Origin of the sequence: Rhodococcus sp. P-2, assembly GCF_016598535.1 — a bacterium.
GTDB lineage: Bacteria > Actinomycetota > Actinomycetes > Mycobacteriales > Mycobacteriaceae > Rhodococcus_F > Rhodococcus_F baikonurensis.
The window spans coordinates 3,382,081-3,401,681 of record NZ_CP066779.1 but is presented as its reverse complement, the minus strand read 5'-3'; the positions used below and the strand labels follow the sequence as shown (position 1 = coordinate 3,401,681).

Genomic DNA, 19,601 nt, shown 5'->3' with positions numbered 1-19,601 from the left:
CAACCGCCGGTCAGTGCAGGTACTGGTCAGCGGTTGATCCGGGGAAGTACCAGACGGCTGGGGTGGTCGGGTCCGGTGAGGATGGTGTTGTGCGCGACCACGGCGTCGTCGATGGATTCGCGACTGATGAAACCGCCGGTGTTGGTGTTGCGGTCGTAGTGGGGGAAGTTACTGCTGGAGATGTCGACGCGGATCCGATGCCCAGCACGAAACACGTTGGACGTCGCGGCCATATCGATCTCGACTTCGTAGACCGCTCCCGGGACCAGGTGTTCTGGGCGATCGAGGCCGTTGCGGTAGCGGGCACGCAGGATGCCGTCGCAGAGGTTGATGGCTTTCCCGTCAGGAAATACATCGACGAGTTTGGCGGTGAAATCGGTGTCGACTGCGTCGGAGGTGACGAACAGCGTTGCCTTGACGTATCCGGTGACCTCGGTGTCCTCATCGAGTGCTGGGCCGGTGAAGCACAAGACATCCGGTCGCGATGCAACCTCCTTCTGGTCAACGGGACCGTTGAATCCGAACCGCGCGGGCATGCTCGGTCCACCTGCAGTGGGTACCGGGTCTCGTGGGTCGTACCGGTATCGAGACTCCGACGCTGCCCCCGGTCCGCCCAGCAGCAGTTCTCCTCGGCCGTTCGGGGCATCACCGGAGAGGAAGTAGTCGACATATGTCGTGTCCGGTAGCGGCCAGTCCTGTTCGTCCCGCCACTGGTCGATTCCCATGACGAACAGCCTCACCGGCGCGGGTGACCGCGCGGGTGCATCAGCTCCCGGGCGTAGCCACCGATTGAAATGCTGCAGGTGCGCACCGGTCAGGTCGCACGCTGCGGCGGCTCCGATGGCGCCGAAGTCGCGGTCGGGAAATTCGGAGGAGTAGTCCAGTTCGTGAATCCAGGGGCCGACGACAAGACGTGAACCTGTTCGAGCTTCCTCCGAACCAGCCTCTCTCCGGAACCTTTCGAAGTCGCGTAATTGCTCGACGATGAATATGTCGTACCAGCCGGCGATGGAGAGGACGGGCTGGGTCATCTCGGGAACCGAAGTGGTGAAGTCCTGTTCCTTCCAGAATTCGTCGTAGTCGGGGTGATCAAGAATCTCGCTCATCCACTGCTCGAGGGGAAGCAATGGGTGGGTCGAGATCGGTGTGTGGTCGTTGAGAGAAAGTCCACGACCGTTGAGCAGACCGCCGCCCAAGTCGAGCACGCGATCGAGGCTGCCCCGCCCTGCAGCAAGCTTCCTGCGCTCGTTGCTTGCGTTCATAGCCGTGGGCCAAAACGTCGAAAAGCTTTGCGAAAGCGCACCGCCGGGGTGATACCACAAACCTCGGTACCAGTTCATCGCCGTCTCTTTCACCACACTGGCTTTCAGCGCGGGATGTCCCGTGGACGCGGTCGCCCACTGTGTCATTCCGCAATACGACGGCCCATAGGTGCCGACCTGTCCGTCCGACCACGGTTACGCGATGATCCATTCCACGGTGTCGTAGCCGTCCTCCGGTTCGTTCGTTTTGGGCCGAAATTCCCCCTCCGACTTGAATGTTCCACGGCTTTCGACCCATACGACGGCGTAGCCCGCGTCGACGAAAGGTAGGACTTCGGTGGGTCCGGCGCCGTGGGATGCGAGCCCGTAGGGAGTGCGCAGCAACAGAGTGGGGGCGTTGCCTTCAAGGGGTTGGAATACGAGAGCTGCGAGTGTGACGCCGTCCCGCATGGGAATTTCGACGCCGGAGTTGTACACGTGTGCCATGAAGTCTCCTTGGATGGGGCGAATCGAATGTGTCCGACCCTCGACGTTCGACCGGGCTGGACCGATCTCGGTCGACACGAGGGTGAGGCATGATGCACAGGGTTACCGGTGACAGTCACACTTCGTACCCTCCGAAGAGGGGGCTGAGGGAACCTGGAATCGATACCCTCTTCGGAGGGTGGTGACAGTGCCGAACGCGGGCAAAGCTATCCGTCTTTGTCGGATCTCTCCCGGGCCACAAACTCGGCCCAAGACCTGGAGTGCACATGATCATCCCGCTGACCATCAGTGATTTCCTCGACCGGGCGGTCACTGTCTACCCCGATCGAGTCGCCATCGTCGACGAGCCGGATCAGCCGGCGCAGTCGTGGGGCGAGATCACGTTCGCCGACCTCGGCGACCTCGCTCGTCGGCAAGCGGCGACGCTCGACGAGTTGGGCGTCCCGGTCGGTGGTCGCGTTGCCATCGTCTCGCACAACGCGGCCCGATTCCTCGCCTCGTTCTACGGCGTCGCCGGGTGGGGCAGGGTGCTGGTGCCGATCAACTACAGGCTCAGTGTTCCGGAGATCCAGTACATCGTCGAGCACTCGGGGGCCGAGGTCCTGTTGGTCGACCCCGAACTCGAGCACCTTGTTGCCGAGGTGCCGTGCAAGCGCACGTTCGTCCTCGGCCGAGACGACGATCGGATCTGGGGGCCGAATGCCGATCCGAGACCGTGGGTCGCGGACGCGGCGACGAAGGAGAACGCGACCGCCACGATCAACTACACCTCCGGAACCACTGCCCGTCCCAAAGGTGTGCAGCTGACGCACCGCAGCAACTGGATCAACGCGGTTGTGTTCGGTTGGCAGGCAACCGTTACCGATCGAGACGTCTACCTGCACACGCTCCCGACCTTCCACGCCAATGGCTGGGGACACCCCTTCGTCACGACGGCAATCGGCGCGAAGAGCGTCGTCCTGCGCAAGGTCGACGGTGCGGAGATCCTGCGCCGCATCGAGGAGCACGGTGTCACGTATCTGTGTGCCGCGCCGGCTGTCGTCTCGGCGATCCTGGACGCCGCCAAGACGTGGGAAGGCGAAATTCCCGGCCGCGACCGGGTGCGCATAATCGTCGCGGGCGCCCCACCCCCGACCCGAACGATCGAGCGGATCAGGGTCGACCTTGGTTGGGAGTTCATTCAGATCTACGGTCTCACCGAGACGTCGCCACTGCTCACGATGTCGCGCATGCGTGCCGAGTGGGACGACCTACCGGTGCCCGAGCAAGCTCGACTGCTCGGGCGAGCGGGCGCACCGGCCATCGGTGTGCAGATCAAGGTCGACGACACCGGCGAAGTGCTCGCACGGTCCAACCACATCCTCGCGTCGTACTGGGAGAATCCCGAGGCGACAGCGAGTGCGCTGGAGGACGATTGGTTCCACACCGGCGACGGCGGCACTTTCGAGGACGGTTACGTCACGATCGCCGACCGGAAGAAGGACGTCATCATCACCGGTGGCGAAAACGTGACTTCGATCGAGGTCGAGGACGCGCTCATGTCACATCCAGCGGTCAGGGAGGTCGCAGTCATCGGTATCCCGGACGAGAAGTGGGGTGAATTGGTAACTGCGCTCGTCGTGCTCGACGAGAGCGCGGAATCGATCGACGAAGCAGCACTCATCGCCCACTGCCGCACGCGACTTGCCGGCTACAAGTGCCCGAAGCGGGTCGAATTCCGTCCGGAGTTGGCACGCACTGCTACCGGGAAGATCCAGAAGTTCAAGCTTCGTCAAGAGTTCTGGCAAGGTCGGGATCGGCAGGTCAACTGACTTCGGCGAATGTTGCGGCGGTTGATATCTGGCGAGAATCTGAGCGTCAGATGACGACGTAGCCGTACATTCGTTCGCCTTCGGCCACAGCTCTGGCAGCTAGTTCGGCGAAGGCGGTCAGGAAGGGCAGCGTGTTCTCCGACGGCTCACCCGTCTCGTCGATCGCCCAGGCTGCCGCAGCAGCGGCGACACCTTCAGCGTTCAATTCCGCTAGTGCATCACGTAATTCGTCGGCAACCGTGAGCACGAGGGTGTCGCCGTCGTCGCTCATTGCGACGAGTTTCCCGCAGCGTGGACCTTTTGCGACCTCGTCGTAGGGTCGAGCGGTGAGGGATGCTTCCAGCCGGCCGAGTGCGACAACTGGATCGACACCCTTCGCCTGTAGAACTGGGGTTCCGCTCGCAGCCAGCTGGATCCGCGGGCGAGAGGCATCGTTCGCCTCGATCGCCGCTGGTTCCAGGTCGACGAGTCCTTCGAGTGCAGATTCGGCGTGCTCATCCGAGGGTGCCGTGAAGTAATCGGTGATCGCAGACATGGCGTGATCATCCCACACACGATGCGCACCAACGCCCCGGAGTCCTTCCGCGACTTGACTGATCGCCGTCAGGTTGGACAGGTGTGTGCTTCCTCGATCGCCTTCGCGAAAGCGCGAAGTCGTGGGCTTTCGAGATCGGTTCGCCACACCAGTCCCAATGCAGATTCAGGTAATCCGTTGATCGGCACGAATGTGATGTCCGAGCGCTGGCTGTATGCAGCGGTAGCGGCACACAGGATGAGGCCGACTTGGCTGAATGCGACCTGCGACAGGCCTTCTTGAACGGTGCTCGCCCCACCCTGCGTGGGAATCGTGGCTCCGCCCGGCGTTGTGCTCGGGGAATTCACACGCTGCCAATCGTCAGAGGCGGGTCCAGTGATCGGTACCAGGCATATCTGCGCTAAATGCTCGGCGTCGATCACGTCCAGTTCACTGAACGGGTGATGGACTGAGACGGCCAGTGTCTGGGGCTGTCGAGAAAAGACGAGCCCGGTTGTCAGTTCGGGCTCATCCACGGGGAGAAGGGCTACCGCCGCATCGATTCGCCCGGCGAGTACCTCACTGAACGGATCACCAAGGGGTAATTCCTTGATGGTCACGCATATTTGCGGATGTTGTATCTCGAAGCGAGAGACTGCCGTCGCGATCGAATCGTAAATTGCTCCTTGGAAACCCACCCGAAGTGGTGTCGGTATGTTGCGCGCCTTCGTTCGAGCGTCGTCGATCACTGCTGCGAGTGCTCGGTGGGCGGGAGCCAGCGACGCAAGAAATTCGGCGCCGAATTCAGTGAGGTGCACGCGGCGACTGGTCCGCGCTACGAGGCTTGTGCCGATACGACGCTCCAACGCGCTGATCAGCTGACTGACCCGACTCTGGGAGATGAACAACCGTTCTCCGGTGCGACCGAAGTGCAGTTCTTCAGCGAGTACGAGGAAGCACTCGATCTCACGCATCGGAAGTTCCGACATATTTCACTCCGATCCACGACTCGTTCGCGCACTCCATCCTTGCTCATCGATGAATTGGGCTAATGGTTGGATGAGCGATTCGCCGTTGATCCGGTGGCCTGTGAGAGCTTCCCTGGTTACATGCCACATTCCGCGCCCGGGCAGCACAGCCCCGCGCCCACATCCCCAACCCACGCACACACCACCGAGAACCACTGGGCTGCTGTCGCCCTGATCGCAGCGTCCACCTTCGTCGTTGTCGCGGCAGAGATGATGCCGGTCGGGCTACTCACCCCGATCGGTGCTGCTCTGGTGGAAAGCGAAGGGACCATCGGGCTCTCACTGGTCATCACCGGGTTGGTGGCAGCGGCCACTGCGCCGTTCGTGCCCGTTGTGACCCGGCGCTTCGATCGTCGGTCGACGCTCATCGTCTTGATGCTGTTCGTCGCAGCGGCGAACGCCCTCACGGCCCTTGCGCCGAGCTTCGCTGTCCTCGCTGTGGCTCGCGTCCTTCTAGGGGTGAGCATGGGCGGAGTCTGGGCACTCGCCGCGAGCCTGGCTCCCAGGTTGGTGGAGACCAGATCCGTCGGGTTGGCGACCACGATCATCTTCAGCGGAATCGCCGTCGCCTCAGTTCTCGGTGTTCCTGCTGGGACGTACATCGGGGCGGCGGCCGGGTGGAGCGTCGCTTTCTGGGCTCTCAGCTGCGCCGCGGCGGTGATCGCGCTCGCCATGTTCGCTGTCCTGCCGACGATGCCGGCCGATCAAGCCTTGTCGCTCGGCAGTCTCCTGGAGGCTTTTCGGAACCCGGGAGTCCGGGTCGGAATCGCAATTACCGCTCTCCTCGTCACCGCTCATTTCGCGGCCTACACCTATGTGCGTCCGGGACTGGAGTTCTTTGCAGGGGCGAACGCTTCGCAGGTCGGCACGATGCTGCTGATCTACGGTGTCCTCGGCGTCGTCGGCAACTTCATTGCCGGGCCATCCGCCGCCAAGTCTTCGAAGACGGTGGTCGTCGTCCTCAGCGTGGGAATAGCGTTGACACTCGCCCTGTTTCCGATCTGGGCCGCCACCTTGATCGCCGGCGCTCTGCTCATGGCGGCATGGGGTTTCTTCTACGGCGGTGTATCCGTGAGTACTCAGACATGGATCGCACACGCAGCTCCCGCACACCGAGAGGCTGCATCCGCCCTCTGGGTCGCAGTCTTCAATGCAAGCATCGCCCTCGGCGCGTTCGTGGGCGGACGCGTTCACGACCACTCCGGACCCCGATCGGTCTTCTGGATCGCAGCGGGAATCGCCACTCTTGCAATGCTGCTCGCGGTAATCCGCAGTCCTGTCGCGGCAAAACAGGAACAGACAACGTAGCCGACCACACGAATTTTTCACACAGGCAGGACAACAGATATGCGCGCGATGTCCGATGTAACCTTCATGAACGTGACCGAGATGCTCGGCCGCTACCGAGACAAATCGCTGTCTCCGGTGGAAGTGCTCGAGTCCACCATCGAGCGTATCGAGGCGCTCAACCCAACCGTGAATGCAGTGGGACATACGTTCTTCGATGCTGCACGGGCACAAGCGAAATCAGCCGAACGTCACTACGCCCGCGGCTGGGATGACGGGCTTCCGCTCGCCGGTGTTCCCGTTGTGGTGAAAGAGGACGAACCAGTGCAAGGTCAACCGTGGACTCAAGGGTCCAAGGTCTATGAGGATATGATCGCCACTCACACTTCGACTTTCGTGCAGCGAATCATCGACGCCGGTGCCATCGTCCACGCGCGATCGACCGCCCCGGAATTCTCCTCGGCCGCGTTCACGCAGTCCGAGTTGTGGGGCGTCACTCGCAATCCGTGGAACACGAAATACTCCTCCGGTGGGTCTTCCGGCGGATCGGCAGTCGCACTTGCCACCGGTATGACGCACTTGGCTACCGGCTCCGATGTTGCGGGATCGATCCGAACTCCGTCGTCGTTCAACGGAATTGTCGGGTTCAAGCCACCACACGGACGTGTCCCGGTCGATCCTCCCTTCAACCTCGATCGCTACTGCCACTGCGGTCCGATGGCTCGCACCGTAAGCGATTGTCTCACAATGCAATCAGTCATCGCGGGACCGACCTCCACCGACATTGCCTCGCATGTACCGGTATCGCAGTTATCTACCTTCGCGACGCGTTCGTGCACAGGCATGCGTATCGCCGTGATTCCCGCGTTGGGTGACTGGCCGGTTGCTTCGGACGTCGCCGAGAACACGGCGAAGTTGGTGGATACTCTCACTGCGCTGGGCGCACGCGCCGAGATCGTCGAAGTCGACCTGTCACGCGCTGCAATCATGCGCGCTGCTGCCATTCACTACGACCACGTATTCGGTGCTTCGATTTCTGCCGAAGCGTCCGCGCACCCCGACAAGGTCACGGAGTACGCGAAGGAATTCGCCCGATGGGCACGCCGCACCCGTGGTGACGCGACTTTCCTCGACGGACTCGCGATCGAAGCCGAACTGTATTCGTCGATCGGGTCTCAGTTCGACACCTATGACGCATTGATCACTCCGGCAGTGGCGACGGACGGGTTTCTTGCCGGTGACGACTACGTCGGGCACGGAATCAAGGTGGCTGGAACAGAATTGGAGTTCTATCTCGAGGCTGTACCGGCAATCACCTTCAATATCCTGAGCAGTTGCCCGGTGTTGACAATCCCCACCGGTTTCGCTCGGAACGGAATCCCCACGGGCACACAGATCGTCACGCGGCCGTACGACGACCATACGGCCTTCGCCATTGGTCTCGCCCTGGAAGGGGTTTTGCCCTTTCCGAGCGAACATCCGAACGGTCGCGCTTTCTCGTGAGTACCTCGACTCACCTCGGTGGTCGACAGGATTCTCGGACGTGGCGGCCGTCGACGGAGACCAACGATCTCCTTCGAGTCAACGGGAGATCTTTGGTGTTCGGCGAGTTGCTGTTTCGTCGATCGACACTGATCGCCGGCTCACGTGAGTGCGTCGAAGTAGGCGAGCATCGCCATCTCTCGCAGCGGCATCGGCAGGGCGTCGAGCACGAGGTGCGTCTTCGTCGACGGCTTCCCGTCCTCGAAGCTGTCCATCACGACGGGCACGATGTCGGCGAAAGTAGTGTCGGCGGGCAGGGCGTGAATCTCGGCGAGGCGCTCCGCCGGAATCAAGGGGTCACGAAGTCGCGCTGCGTCCAAGGCCTCTCGCATGACGTCGATGAACTCGGCCATGTAATCACCATGCTGTTTCGCGATCGTGAAGTGGATGCTCGGAGGAACGCCGGGCTGCGTCAACTGTGGCTGCATGGTCCAGTTCCGCTTCGCGAGTTCGTCGATCCAGAGGAAGAAGTCGACGCCCTCGTCCGCGTCTGGATCGGTTGTGATTGCAGCGAGCGTGGATTCGGGCTTCCCCATGATTCGCAGCCCTGGTATCGCGGCGACCCCCGCCTCCAGTTCCCGGCGAATCCGCAGACCCTCTTCGACGAGATGCATGTAGCCGTCGTCTCCGATGTGTTTGACGATCGACCATGCTGCGGCGAGCAACCCGCCTGGTTTCGAACTCATCACCGTGGAATTGACGATCGGGTAGCCGGTCCAATTCGCGTGTGCGAAGAACTGTGGAAGACGCAGTTCGCGACTGCGATACAGAACGAGCGAGCATCCTTTGTTCGTGTACCCGTACTTCTGCAGGTCGACGGTGATCGAGCTGACGCCGGGAACTCTGAAGTCCCACAGCGGAATCTCGAATCCTTGCCGTTCGGCGAACGGAAGAACCCAGCCACCGATGCAGGCATCGACGTTGAGGCGAATCCCCTGTTCCAGGCAGAACTCACCGATCTCTTCGATCGGATCGATCACGCCCTGCCCGTACTGGGGTGCCGACAGAACCACGAAGATCGTGTTCTCGTCGACGGCCGCTTTGACTGCAGCGACGTCGGCCTTGTACGTCTCCGGGTCCACCGTCGTAGTCCGGGCCTCGACGCCGAGGTAGTGCGCAGCCTTCCACCATGCCGCATGGGCCGAGATCGGAAGTACCATGTTCGGCCGCGTGATGTGCTTCGCTCCGTCTCGTGCGGCCTTCGTGGCCATCATGATGCTTTCGCTGCCACCCATGGTCCAGCTGCCGGTGGCGTCGTGGGGCCCGTGCAGCATGTCATTCGCGGCGCGGACCAACTCCTTCTCCAGCGCATAGACGCTCGGAAACGTCGACGAGTAAAGGGGATTCACATGTATGTACATTCCGAAGGCATCTGTTGCGACCTTCTCGACGGTGTCGAGACCAGTGTTGTACATGTTCACCATGCCGGGACGATCTGCGTACGGGTCATCCATTCGATGCCGTTCGGCAAGCTCCGCCAGCACCTGGTCGATCGGCACACCGTTTTCCAACACGTCTTGACTCCTCTTGTGTGTCAACTTGATTGGGTCGTCGGCGATGTCAAGCCGAACTAATCGAAGAGGATCGTCGGCGCACCGGCGAACAAACGAACCGATACGTGAGAACCTTTCACATATGGTGAACGTGACACTCTGTCATGTCAAGGGGTGAAGGCCGTATATTCTCGTATCCATGACGGAGATTGCACGATGACGACCGACGCCGTTCCCTCCCGTCGCCTTCCGGAACAGCAGCGCAGCAAGGCGCGCGTCGAGGCCATCTTGGATTGTGCGGCAGAACTCATCGCGCGCGACGGCATCGATGCCATGACCATGAGTGAACTGGCATCGGCAGCAGGCCTTCGGCTCCCGTCGATTTACCGATACTTTCCGGGAAAGGCCGCCATCGTGCAGACACTGCTCGAGCGATACGAAGGCCTGGTGCGTGCCCGTCTCATCGAATCGATCGCTCCCGCCGGGACGGTGCAAGACGCACGCGAAGTCATCAGTTCCATTGTCCGCGGCTACTGGCAGATCTTCCGCGACGACACCACGTACGCGGCGGTGTGGTCAGCAGCCGTCGCAAACCCCGACCTCGCTCGGATCGATGTGGAGAACACACGTCAGACCAGTGCTCTCATCGCTGACGTTATCCGTGGCGTGGTGCCGGAGTCGATGCAGTACGACGTCGATCAGCTTGTCTTCACGTGCAATCACATCGCGGGCTCGACCGTCCGGTTCGCGACTCTCCTCGCTCCTGACGAAGCTGAACGCATCGTCGACATGTTGGTCGATCACATATTGCCGACTTCACTCGGTTTGTCCGGCACCGCAAAGAGTTGAGTGTCTTGCTTCCAAGGTCTTTCGAAGACTGCGCAATGAGCTTCACGCGGAAGGTTCCACACTGCGACGGGCCGGCTCACCGGGGCTGATCGGCACCGCTCGCACGCGGTACCCCCGCTCGTCGAGCAGGTGACCGTTGAGCTTCATCGTCCACAGCGAGATCACGCGATCTGCGATCGAGAGACCGGGAAGTGCTTCGCACAACCGTCCTTCGAGTCGCTGCGCGTCGTCCACGGACCGTGCCCACGCGACGATCAGCAAGTTGTCGCGACCAGTGACCCCCGTGCATCGACGGACCTCGGGCATAGCCGAGATCGTCAGTGCAGCATGGCCGATCTGAGACGGCGAAACCTGGGCCCAGAGGATGACGGTCACCTGGCTTCCGGAGAGAGGACGCGCCACCTCGCAGCGGGGTCGGGCCATCCCAGCGGCAAAAAGGCGGCGCGCACGTCGTCGAATCGTGTCGACGCTGGCGCCACATTCTTCGGCTAATTCGGTGTACGACGCTCGACCGTCCACCGACAGTGCAACCATGATGCGTCGGTCCATGTCCGTCGGCCGAAATGCGCCGTGGTGATCCACCGTGATGCGCGTTGCGGCCAGAGCATCCGCCTGACTCGAACTCAGCGCACGCAACCGCCACCGACTGCCGCCGGTGTAAATCGTCCCGGCGAGCTGGATGCGGCTCGATACGACGCCGGCAATGGCACCCAACTCCTCGGTGGCCCACTGCGACAGGACGCTCAAATCCGTCACCATCACCGTGACCAGCAGGTCGCGCGCGCCCGTCACGTGTTCGATTCCGGTCACCATCCGTTGCTCGCTGAGCGCGTGCGCCACGGCTTTCACGCTGCCGTTGACACAGTCGATTTCCACGAAGGCAAGATTTCCCAGACCGGACGCGGCCAGGATCGGGCCAGGATTGCACCCGATCCATGCTGCACCGCGGTCGACCAGCCGGATCCATCGACGGGACAGAGTCACCGGATCGAGGTCGAGAGCCTTCCCGATCTGCGACCAACTTGCCCTCGGGTTGATCTGCAATGCGTGAACCATTGCCTGGTCCGCCGCATCGAGCATGTCGAATTCCTTCATTGATTCATCACTCATGCGAAATTCCTGCGAATTCTCGATCATTCCTAAGGGAAGCTTCATCATAGCTATCTAGATCGTTACCTACGACACATCGTGCCGGGCTGCGAGAACAGCAGATCGCACCTGCGCCTGTCTCCGGAAATTCGCGAGTCTTCCCCTGCCAACGAAAGGCCACATTCTGTGAACCTGAAAGATGACGCAGACGAGATGCAGGGCGACCTCGTCGCGCTGCGGCACGAGTTACATCGTGAGCCGGAGATCGGCCTCGAACTACCACGAACCCAGGAGCGGGTGCTCGAAGCGCTGCAGGGACTCCCACTCGAGATCTCCACCGGAACCTCGAGTACCTCGGTTACGGCCGTCCTGCGAGGTACAGCGAGGGATTCAGACGATACGACGACAGTGCTGCTGCGAGCCGACATGGATGCGCTTCCGGTCGACGAGCGCACCGGGGTGGACTTTGCCTCTACGAACGGAGCCATGCATGCGTGCGGACACGACTTGCACACAACCGCATTGGTCGGCGCGGCGAGGCTGCTCTCTCATCACCGCGATCACTTGGCCGGTGACGTCGTGTTCATGTTCCAACCCGGTGAAGAGGGCTGGGGTGGGGCCAAGAACATGATCGACGAGGGCGTGCTGGATGTATCCGGAAAGCGTGCCGACTACGCGTACGGACTGCACGTCATGGCCAACGGGATCCCGGCCGGACTCTTCGTGAGCAGGCCGGGGCCGATCATGTCGGCGTCGCACACTCTCGACGTGACGGTGCGAGGCGCGGGTGGTCACGGCTCGTCGCCGCACCGCGCGAAGGACCCGATCACGGCTGCGGCACAGATGATCACATCGCTGCAGGTCATTGTGACACGGGATTTCGACGCATTCGATCCGGTTGTCATCACCGTGGGGGTCGTGGATGCGGGCACGGCACACAACGTGATCCCCGATTCCGCACATTTCGGTGCCACCGTCCGTCACTGGTCGGCAGAGAACGAGGAACAACTCGGCGCAGTGATCCGCCGTGGACTCGAGGGCATTGCCGCCGCGCACGGCGTAGAGGTGGACGTCGATTTCCGTGCCCAGTTCCCCTTGACCGTCAACAATGCGGAAGAAGTTGCATTCGGTGAGGGCGTGATTCGTGAATTGCTCGGCGAGGAGCACTACCTGGAATCACCAAGGCCGACAAGCAGTTCCGAAGATTTTTCCTATGTCCTGGACAGAGTGCCGGGGGCGTTCATCGGTCTCGGCGCTGCAATGCCGGGCTGTGATCCGATCGCTGCTCCGACAAACCATTCACCGCGTGCACAGTTCTTCGAGGGTGTGCTCGGGGATGCGGCCGCGGTCTATTCGGCTCTGGCTGTCGAAAAGCTGGCCGTCACCGCTGGAGGTACACGATGAGCGATCACCACGAAGAAGCCACACAGTCCTCGTCGAGGAAGAAGAACCTGAAGGTTCTGTTCGGAATCGGCACCGGAAATGCCATGGAGTGGTTCGACTGGAACATCTACGCTCTTTTTGCGGTGTTCTTCGCACCACAGTTCTTTGCCAGCGGAAGCCCGATGTCCGATCTGCTGAAGACTTTTGGAGTCTTCGCCGTCGGGTTCGTCGCCCGCCCATTCGGCGGAGTGCTCTTCGGTTTGATCGCGGATCGCCGCGGCCGACAGTTTTCGATGACCGTCGCAGTCGGGCTCGCCGCAGTGGGGAGTCTGATCATCGGCCTCACCCCAACGCACGAGACGATCGGAGCTTGGGCCGCCGTCGTCTTGGTGACGTGTCGAATGATCCAGGGTCTGGCTCACGGCGGAGAGTTGCCCTCGGCCAATACGTATATATCGGAAATGGCGCCGAGAGAGAAGCGCGGCTTGTGGGCCAGCTTGATCTACTTTTCCGGAACCATCGGCATCATCTGCGGCGCAGTTCTGGCGGCGGTCCTCTCGGGAATACTCACTGACGCCCAAATGAGCAGTTACGGTTGGCGAATTCCGTTCGTGCTCGGCGGAGTCTTCGGGTTGTTCGCGCTGTACTTGCGATCACGGTTGCAGGAAACAGAGATCTTCGAATCATCTGCCAAATCACAGAAGTCGGAATCGCAGAAGTCCAAGCCTTCACTGTGGTCGCAGATCCGTGAACATCGTCGTCTGCTCGTGCGAGTCGCTGCGATGACGGTGGGATCGACGGTCAACTATTACGTGTGGGCCGTGGCAACCCCGGCGTATGCCATCAGTGTCCACGGCGTGGATCCTTCGGGAGCAATGTGGGCGGGAGCCGCCGCCAATGTCGTGTTCATCATCATGTTGCCTGTCTGGGGAACCGTCTCGGATCGCATCGGCCGACGCCCGGTGTTGATCTTCTCGGGAATCATGATGATCACCTTGCTGTTTCCGCTCACCTCCATCATTCGGGGGCAGGCGTGGCAGTTGTTCGTGGCAATGGCAATTGCCCTGGTATTCATGGCCGGCACCGTGTCCATCGGTCCTGCCGTGTTCTCCGAGATGTTCCCGACTCGCATGCGCGCGGTCGGAATCGGATTACCGACTTCCCTCGCCGTCGCAGTTTTCGGTGGTACGACGCCGTATCTACAGGCCTTCTTCGCCGACAAGGGAATTCCCGGCGTCTTCAACTGGTACGCCATTGTTCTGATGGCAATCTCGGTCGCCACCGTGATCTTCTTCCTGCCCGAGTCGAAAGGAAAGGACCTCACTGCTGCCGGCGAAGTTTCCGAATCCCTCTCCCCTTCCAGTGTTTAGCTCATCGATACGGAGCAGGTCTCCCATCACCCGAGAGGATTTGGCAGTGCCTGCAGAAGCAGCAGTGACACCGAATTACGAAGGACCACTGGCGGGTACAGTCGTCGTGGATCTGAGCAGGGCACTGGCCGGTCCGCATGCGGCCATGATGCTCGGGGATCTTGGAGCGCGCGTCGTCAAGGTCGAAATACCTGACGGCGGAGACGACACGCGTGGGTGGGGTCCACCTTTCGTCGACCCCACCCAGGGCGAACGTGAATCGACGTACTTCCTGTCGGCAAACCGAAACAAGGAATCAATCGCCTTGGATCTCAAGTCCGAGAACGGTTGTCGAACTCTCGCAGCCATCATCGCAAGCGCCGACGTTCTGATCGAGAATTTTCGCACCGGCGTGATGGACCGCTTGGGGTTCCCGATGGAAAGGTTGGCGGAGATCAATCCCGGACTGGTCGTGTTGTCGATCAGCGGATTCGGCCATGACGGTCCTGAGGGCGGCCGCGCCGGGTATGACCAGATCGCCCAAGGCGAAGCCGGATTGATGTCACTGACCGGTTCGTCACCCGATGACCCACAACGTGTCGGCGTTCCTGTCGCCGATCTCCTTGCCGGAGTGCATGGAGCGTTCGGAATTCTTGCAGCACTCAGAGAGAGGGAGGTGACGGGCAGGGGACAGGTTGTCCGAACCTCCCTGCTGGCGAGTGTTGTCGGTGTGCACGCTTTTCAGGGGACGAGATGGACCGTCGCAGGGGAGATCGGCGAGGCTCAGGGCAATCATCATCCGTCGATCTGTCCGTACGGCCTATTCCGACGGCAGACGGTGCCGTACAGATCGCAGTCGGCAGTGAAGGCCTGTGGAAACGTTTCTGCGACGGATTCTGGATCGAACCGGATAGACACGGTATGGCGACAAACCCGGAACGGGTCGAGAACCGTGAGAAGGTCAACGAATTGGTCGAAGCGGTCTTCGGGGCCTACGGGACCGAAGAACTGTTGACGAAGCTGGAGGCCACCGGCGTTCCGGCGGGAAGAGTCCGAAACCTGCGTGAGGTGTACGAGTGGGAACAGACCCGCTCGCAGGGGCTACTCGTCGAGGTCGATCATCGAACACTCGGGAGGCTGACCATTCCGGGACCACCGTTGCGGTTCTTCGACACTGACGGCACCGAGGTTACTCGCACTGAACATCGACCGCCGCCGGTGCTCGGCGCGGATGGCGCAGAAATCTTGAAATGGCTAGGAGACCAAGGCAATGAACTGTCTGACCGCACACGAAATGATCGATCTCACGTTCGATCCTGACTCTTGGGCATCGTGGGATTCGAGTGTATGTCAGAGCGTGGCTCACGGCGCGTACGCAGACGAACTGGCAGCGGCGCGTGAACGGACCGGGCTGGACGAATCCGTGATGACCGGGTCCGCAACGGTACGTGGGCGCCGAGTCGCGGTACTGATCTGTGAGTTCGGATTTCTGGCGGGGTCGATCGGTGTAGCAGCCGGCGGACGCCTCGTCGATGCCATCGAGCGGGCGACGAGAGAAGCGCTACCTCTTGTCGCCCTGCCGGTTTCCGGTGGAACACGGATGCAGGAAGGAACGACGGCGTTCCTTCAGATGGTCAGGATCACCGGCGCCGTGACCGCCCACAAGGAAGCCCACTTGCCCTACCTGGTGTATCTCCGAAATCCCACCATGGGTGGAGTTTTCGCTTCTTGGGGTTCGCTCGGTCACGTCACGATCGCCGAGCCCGGGGCGCTCATCGGGTTCCTCGGTCCCCGGGTGTACGAAACCCTGTACGGCATCCCGTTCCCGCCGGGGGTCCAAACGGCCGAGAACCTCGAAGCGCACGGGCTGGTGGATGCCATCCGCTCTCCTGAAAAGCTCGCGGAGACACTGGATGTGTTTCTCAGGGTATTGACCTCGCGCCCGACACTCGGTGAGCGCGGACTGGCGCTCTCGAATGTCAGTGGCCCCGCGACACCCTCCTGGGAAACGGTTCTTGCTTCCCGCCGTTCCGGACGGCCGGGCGTTCGCGAGCTACTTGCCCATGCGGCCTCAGACGTGTTGCTCCTGAATGGAGCCGGGCAAAGTCAACATAGCCCTGCTCTGCTTCTTGCATTGGTTCGCTTCGGGGACATCTCGTGCGTTCTGCTCGGGCAGGATCGCCACGCCCAGACCGGACATCAGTCCTTCGGCCCGGCATCACTGCGTCAGGCGCGCCGGGGAATCAACCTTGCTCGAGAGCTGGACCTGCCGCTCGTGACGGTCATCGACACACCCGGCGCTGATCTGTCGAAAGAAGCAGAGGAGGACGGACTTTCGACTCTGATTGCGAAGTGCCTGGCAGAACTCCTGGCGCTGAGGACGCCGACGGTATCGCTGCTCCTCGGCCAGGGTGCGGGTGGGGGTGCACTGGCGCTGTTGCCGGCGGACCGCATTCTCGCCGCTCAGCACGGTTGGCTGTCCCCGCTACCTCCGGAGGGTGCAAGTGCGATCATCTACCGCGATATCGTCCATGCGCTGGAGATGGTCTCGGCGCAGAACATTCGATCAACGGATCTACTGGCAGACGGCATTGTGCATGCGGTGATACCCGAGCACCCCGATGCCGCCGACGAACCTGACCAATTCTGTGAACGCGTCGGCCGGACATTACGCGCCGCACTGGTCTCCGCACTGAGAGAGACTTCCGAACAGCGCCTGAGCGGACGCCTGACGCACTTCAGTCACATCGCGGAATCTGCTGTGGCGGTAACGATGTAAACCGGCCCGCGCCCCATTTCACTGGACTACTGATCAGCACCGACTCGAGGAGCATCACTTGACGTCTTCACAGCCCACGTCGCCCGTTGGAAACGAAATCGTTCGTCTTGACGCATCCGATTTGTCGGTGGCAATCCATGATCGGCAAGTGTCATGCGAGGAGGTGATGAACGCCTATCTCGACCACATCGAGTCGGTGAACCCTTCGGTCAACGCCATTGTCAGCCTTCGCCCACGGCAGGAATTGGTGCAGGAGGCGCAGGGGCGGGACAAACTCCTGGCCGACGGCCACGATTTGGGATGGATGCATGGGTTCCCTCACGCGGTGAAGGACACCGCAGACGTGAAAGGTCTCAAGACGACTCGAGGCTTCTTTCGGGATGAATTCGACATGCCTGCAGCGCAAAGTGATTCGATTCACGTTGCTCGCATACGGGACGCGGGAGCGATCTTCGTCGGCAAGACCAACGTTCCGGAATTCGGGCTGGGCTCACACACCTACAACGAGATCTTCGGTGCAACCGGCAACGCCTACGACCCGAGCCGATCGGCGGGTGGAAGTAGCGGTGGTGCTGCCGTCGCAGTGGCTCTTCACATGGTCCCGGTAGCGGACGGCAGTGATTTCATGGGATCACTTCGAAATCCCGCCGCTTGGAACAACATTCTCGGACTCCGTCCATCCTTCGGCCGCGTACCGGCGAAGGGACCGGATGTGTTCGTGCAACAGGCGGGGGTTCCCGGACCGATGGCACGCACCGCGACGGATCTCTCGATGTTGTTACAAACGATGTCGGGATACGATCCGCGCACTCCGTTGTCCCTCGACTCGGACGGAGGCCTGGCGTCGACGCTGGAGCGAGATTTTTCCGGCGCGCGGGCAGTGTGGATGGGTGACCTCGGCGGGTATCTCCCCATGGAGTCGGGAGTGCTCGAGATCTGTGAATCGTCATTGCAGGTCTTCGAAGCGCTCGGAATCGAGATGGATTCACAACATTGTCTTCCGAAAGCGCTCGGGTTCAACGGAAATGAGGATCTCTGGCCGCTGTGGCTGACGTTCCGGCACTGGCTCGCCGGCTCTCAGCTGTACCCCCTCTACTGCAACCCGGTCACGCGGGCGGCGCTCAAGCCCGAAGCTCGATACGAGGTGGAGGGCCTGGTCGATGGAACGGATGGGCGTCCACCCATCGGGGCGCTGGACGTCTACGAGGCTTCGGTGAAACGAACCGCGATGTACAACGCGTTCCTGACTCTCTTCGATACGTACGACTTCATCGTGCTACCGAGTGTTCAGGTGTTCCCATTCGACATCGAAATAGACTGGCCCACATCGATAAACGACAGGGCAATGTCGTCGTACCACCGGTGGATGGAGGTCGCGACAATCGCAACACTTCTGGGCGTGCCGGCCATCAGCCTGCCTGCAGGCTTCAATTCTGACGGGCTGCCAATGGGCATACAAGTTCTGGCTCGCAGTCATGCCGATCTGGACCTGTTGCAACTCGCGCACGGTTTCGACAGCGTTGACACTGGCCCTGGTGGAGGGTTGACCAGAATGTAGTTAGGTGCCATATTAGTTGCATGGCAGTGGACGGAACCGATCACGACTCACCCACGTTGGGTCAGGCGCGGAGGCAGTTGGAGCACTACGGCCTCGGGTCCGATCCGCAGGCGGTGCTGGTTGCGGTGCGGCTGATCTCGGCGGGGGCGCGACTCGGTCGAGCGACCGAGGTTCACTTCGCGAGGTATGGACTGTCGACCGGCCGTTATCGACTGCTTGCGGATCTGGAAGATCACGACGGGGAGAAGTCTCCCTCGCGGCTGGCCGCTGATCTCGGCGTCTCGCGAGCCACGGTCACCGGGCTGGTCGATGGGCTCGAGCAGGAGGGTTTGGTCGCTCGGCGTCCGTCCGCCGAGGATGGGCGTGGTGCGGTGGTCGTCCTGACTGCTCGTGGCGCTCAGCGTTTACGTGACATGGCGCCAGAGCACTTTGCCCGTCTCGAGGAGATGGTCGGCGAGCTCACCGTCGACGAGCGTGCGGTCTTTCTGGATCTGCTCTCGCGGGTCGTTCGCGGTATCGGTGCGCTGACTGCGGAGTAGTCGGCTGGGATTCCAGGCATTCGCGTAGCGATTCGAATCGTCGTTGATTCTCGACAGAGGCTTCTCCTTTCATGCCCAAATAGTTAGCCACCTAATTAAAATCGGAAAGTTGGTCTCCTTCATGTCCGGACTCACCCCACCGATCCGTCACGAAAACAAAAGGGAGATAACAGATTCCAATCGACGCGTCCAGGTTGCCGATCGTCGCACCGCGCGACCTTTCACCCTGTGGAGAGAGGTGCTGGTCGCCTACCTTGCCCCTGCATTGATGGCGAGTGCGGGCGGAGTCGCGTCCGGCCAGTCGGGCCTGACGATGGCGGCCTTTACGTCCATCGCGGGCACGTCGGCTGTGGTGGCGTTGCTGATCGGCTCCTGGCTGCAGCGTCGCGGGAGGTCACGAACGTGGACGACGGCCCTGCCTCGCATCATGGTGGCGGCCATTCTTGCCGTCGGAGCCGCTGTAATCGCAGGCCTCGTCGGGTGGTTGGCCTCCCGTTGGCTACCAGATCACACGAGCGTGGTCGACACCGCTTGGCTTGCTCGCCTGCACATCGACCTGCCGATATCTGCCGCTGTCGCTGCCGTCATCGTGAGTTGGCGCTGGCGCCGTCAGAATCCCTGACCGAAAACAC

At 61.4% G+C, this 19,601-nt stretch carries 14 protein-coding genes and 2 pseudogenes; 11 read left to right on the top strand and 5 right to left on the bottom strand.

All coding sequences use genetic code 11. From position 1 onward, the window contains the following. Window positions 1–26: 26 nt before the first annotated feature. Window positions 27–1,712 (bottom strand): annotated as a pseudogene (locus tag I7X09_RS16235) (CocE/NonD family hydrolase). Between the two features lie 302 nt (window positions 1,713–2,014). Between I7X09_RS16235 and I7X09_RS16230 the strand changes: the two are divergent. Next, window positions 2,015–3,559: an AMP-binding protein gene (locus tag I7X09_RS16230; RefSeq protein WP_124567246.1), complete on the top strand. Its 1,545-nt coding sequence runs from the start codon at window positions 2,015–2,017 to the stop codon at window positions 3,557–3,559. Window positions 3,560–3,605: 46 nt separating this feature from the next. Here the strand turns inward: I7X09_RS16230 and I7X09_RS16225 are convergent, their stop codons facing one another. Both I7X09_RS16225 and I7X09_RS16220 read right to left on the bottom strand, forming a co-directional pair. Next, a complete protein-coding gene (locus tag I7X09_RS16225; RefSeq protein ID WP_200313002.1) occupies window positions 3,606–4,094 on the bottom strand; it encodes a hypothetical protein in 489 nt (162 codons plus the stop codon). A gap of 68 nt (window positions 4,095–4,162) precedes the next feature. Then, window positions 4,163–5,062, bottom strand: coding sequence for a LysR family transcriptional regulator (locus I7X09_RS16220; protein WP_200313001.1), 900 nt, complete (start codon window positions 5,060–5,062; stop codon window positions 4,163–4,165). A 120-nt stretch (window positions 5,063–5,182) separates the two neighbouring features. On the opposite strand from I7X09_RS16220, the gene I7X09_RS16215 reads away from it, so the two are divergent. Together I7X09_RS16215 and I7X09_RS16210 are read left to right on the top strand one after the other, a co-directional pair. Continuing rightward, complete coding sequence (locus tag I7X09_RS16215; protein ID WP_200313000.1) at window positions 5,183–6,409, top strand: MFS transporter; 1,227 nt, start codon at window positions 5,183–5,185, stop codon at window positions 6,407–6,409. Window positions 6,410–6,448: 39 nt separating this feature from the next. Continuing rightward, on the top strand, window positions 6,449–7,891 hold the full coding sequence (locus I7X09_RS16210; protein ID WP_200312999.1) for an amidase: 1,443 nt from the start codon (window positions 6,449–6,451) through the stop codon (window positions 7,889–7,891). 140 nt (window positions 7,892–8,031) lie between these two features. Here I7X09_RS16210 and I7X09_RS16205 read toward each other — a convergent pair whose 3' ends face one another. Continuing rightward, window positions 8,032–9,444: a pyridoxal phosphate-dependent decarboxylase family protein gene (locus tag I7X09_RS16205; RefSeq protein ID WP_200312998.1), complete on the bottom strand. Its 1,413-nt coding sequence runs from the start codon at window positions 9,442–9,444 to the stop codon at window positions 8,032–8,034. Window positions 9,445–9,639: 195 nt separating this feature from the next. On the opposite strand from I7X09_RS16205, the gene I7X09_RS16200 reads away from it, so the two are divergent. Next, on the top strand, window positions 9,640–10,272 hold the full coding sequence (locus tag I7X09_RS16200; RefSeq protein WP_020971327.1) for a TetR/AcrR family transcriptional regulator: 633 nt from the start codon (window positions 9,640–9,642) through the stop codon (window positions 10,270–10,272). A gap of 42 nt (window positions 10,273–10,314) precedes the next feature. Here the strand turns inward: I7X09_RS16200 and I7X09_RS16195 are convergent, their stop codons facing one another. After that, entirely contained in the window at window positions 10,315–11,382 is a 1,068-nt protein-coding gene (locus I7X09_RS16195) for an Lrp/AsnC family transcriptional regulator (protein WP_234036599.1), read from the bottom strand. A gap of 165 nt (window positions 11,383–11,547) precedes the next feature. Here I7X09_RS16195 and I7X09_RS16190 point away from each other — a divergent pair, with 165 nt between their 5' ends. The 7 genes and pseudogenes from I7X09_RS16190 to I7X09_RS16160 all read left to right on the top strand — a co-directional run bounded on the left by I7X09_RS16190 (window position 11,548) and on the right by I7X09_RS16160 (window position 19,591). Beyond that, window positions 11,548–12,765 (top strand): M20 metallopeptidase family protein, encoded by a 1,218-nt coding sequence (locus tag I7X09_RS16190; RefSeq protein ID WP_166809986.1) that lies wholly within the window; start codon window positions 11,548–11,550, stop codon window positions 12,763–12,765. Then, window positions 12,762–14,114 carry an MFS transporter gene (locus tag I7X09_RS16185; protein ID WP_166809985.1) on the top strand — a complete coding sequence of 451 codons (1,353 nt, stop codon included), beginning with the start codon at window positions 12,762–12,764 and terminating at the stop codon, window positions 14,112–14,114. The genes I7X09_RS16190 and I7X09_RS16185 overlap by 4 nt, the downstream gene beginning before the upstream one ends. 46 nt (window positions 14,115–14,160) lie before the next feature. Next, window positions 14,161–15,413, top strand: a pseudogene (locus I7X09_RS16180) (CaiB/BaiF CoA transferase family protein). Beyond that, complete coding sequence (locus I7X09_RS16175; protein ID WP_234036598.1) at window positions 15,364–16,872, top strand: acetyl-CoA carboxylase carboxyltransferase subunit alpha/beta; 1,509 nt, start codon at window positions 15,364–15,366, stop codon at window positions 16,870–16,872. The pseudogene I7X09_RS16180 and the gene I7X09_RS16175 overlap by 50 nt, the downstream one beginning before the upstream one ends. A gap of 127 nt (window positions 16,873–16,999) precedes the next feature. Then, complete coding sequence (locus tag I7X09_RS16170; RefSeq protein ID WP_234036597.1) at window positions 17,000–18,430, top strand: amidase; 1,431 nt, start codon at window positions 17,000–17,002, stop codon at window positions 18,428–18,430. 20 nt (window positions 18,431–18,450) lie between these two features. Next, window positions 18,451–18,969: a MarR family winged helix-turn-helix transcriptional regulator gene (locus I7X09_RS16165; protein WP_166809981.1), complete on the top strand. Its 519-nt coding sequence runs from the start codon at window positions 18,451–18,453 to the stop codon at window positions 18,967–18,969. Window positions 18,970–19,207: 238 nt separating this feature from the next. Then, a complete protein-coding gene (locus tag I7X09_RS16160; protein ID WP_234036596.1) occupies window positions 19,208–19,591 on the top strand; it encodes a hypothetical protein in 384 nt (127 codons plus the stop codon). Window positions 19,592–19,601 lie beyond the last annotated feature (10 nt).